The 1,585-nt window shown below is 59.4% G+C and carries 1 protein-coding gene and 2 pseudogenes; all 3 read left to right on the plus strand.

Going from position 1 to position 1,585, the window contains the following annotated elements; all coding sequences use genetic code 11:
• A pseudogene (pyrB, locus tag WBB85_RS22980) lies at positions 1–257 on the plus strand (aspartate carbamoyltransferase catalytic subunit); the annotation flags it as partial.
• Entirely contained in the window at positions 257–1,219 is a 963-nt protein-coding gene (locus WBB85_RS22985; protein ID WP_432640891.1) for a DUF4268 domain-containing protein, read from the plus strand. The pseudogene pyrB and the gene WBB85_RS22985, both read left to right, overlap by 1 nt.
• A gap of 8 nt (positions 1,220–1,227) precedes the next feature.
• A pseudogene (locus WBB85_RS22990) lies at positions 1,228–1,585 on the plus strand (dihydroorotase); the annotation flags it as partial.

The following is a 1,585-nucleotide window of genomic DNA, read 5'->3' on the forward strand; positions in this document are numbered from 1 at the left end:
CTGAGCGGGAATATTACCACCGCTACGGGCTGGATGCCGAAAAGCTGGCCTTCGCCAAGGATGACGCGATCGTCATGCACCCCGGCCCGATGAACCGCGGGGTCGAGATCGACGGAGAGCTGGCCGACGACATCAACCGATCCGTGATCCAGGACCAGGTGGAAATGGGTGTCGCTGTGCGCATGGCCTGCATGGACCTTCTGGCGCGGAATTTACGGGCGGAGCGGGGCGCGAAGGCTGTGGGGGTGATGGTGTGATGGAACTTGGCAGGCTTACCCGAATTACTGGCCTTCGCGATACTTGGCCCGACGAGGCACGGGACTTTACCCCGTGGTTGGCGCAGCAAGAGAACCTCGCGATCCTGTCCGAGCATTTGGGCCTTGGTCCTGAAGGATTAGAAAAAGAAGCCGTCGAAAAGTTTGTGGGACCCTACAAGGCTGACATTCTGTGTCGCGATACGACCACGGGGAACTGGGTCCTGATCGAAAATCAGTTAGAGAAAACGGATCATTCGCATCTTGGCCAGATCCTCGTCTATGCGGCTGGCCTGAATTGCAAGACGGTGATCTGGATTTCAAAAAAGATCACGCCTGAGCACAAGGTCGCGGTCGAATGGCTCAACCGCCTCGCGACAGACGGCACTTCATTCTACGCGCTCGAGATCGAGCTTTGGAGGATCGGCGACTCAGCGATAGCGCCAAGTTTCAACACGGTTGTTCGTCCCAGCGAACCGGCAAGGTTGGCAGAGTCCGCAAAATCGGGGCTGGATGGCGCGGAGGGTCTGACAGCGGCAAAGCAGGATTTGTTCGAATATTGGCAGGCATTCGAGCAAGTGCTTGCAAAACACCAGTCCGTCGTGCGCGCGGTTTCGCCGCTAGCGCAGAATTGGCTCGTCCACAGCATTGGCAAGTCAGGCGTGACCCTGAATAGCTCGTGGAACCGCAAGCAAAACTGGGTCCGCGCGGAACTATATTTGACCGGCCCGCAGGCCGACAGCTACTTCCAGCAGCTTCGCGACCATCGGGAAGCGTTGGAAGCTGCACTAGGCTTCAATCTGGACTGGTATGATGGGGCGACTTCGGATCGCCGCATTTTCGTGACCAAGACGTTTCCGAATGTTGCCGACCGTGAGAGTTGGCCCGCACAGCATGAATGGCTTGCCCAACAGCTTGAAGATCTACATCGCGTCTTCCACGACTACGTCCGAAATCTGAAATGACACGCGCAATGACCACCTTCCTCACCAACGCCCGCCTGATCGACCCCGAAAGCCTGACGGAAACCGATGGCTCCCTTACCGTCGAGAACGGCCTCATCACCGCCCTGAACGGCCCTGTGCCGAAGGGGGCAACCATCATCGACTGCGGCGGCAAGTGCCTTGCCCCCGGTATTGTCGATATCGGGGTGAAGGTGGGTGAGCCGGGCGAGCGGCATAAGGAAAGCTTCCGCTCGGCCGGTCTTGCGGCGGCGGCGGGCGGGGTGACTACGATCATCGCGCGGCCCGACACGCATCCGGCCATCGACACGCCTGAGACGCTTGAATTCGTCACCCGCCGTGCGGCAGAAGCCTCGCCGGTGCGCATTC

The organism is Albidovulum sp., assembly GCF_049646345.1.
Taxonomy (GTDB): domain Bacteria; phylum Pseudomonadota; class Alphaproteobacteria; order Rhodobacterales; family Rhodobacteraceae; genus Albidovulum.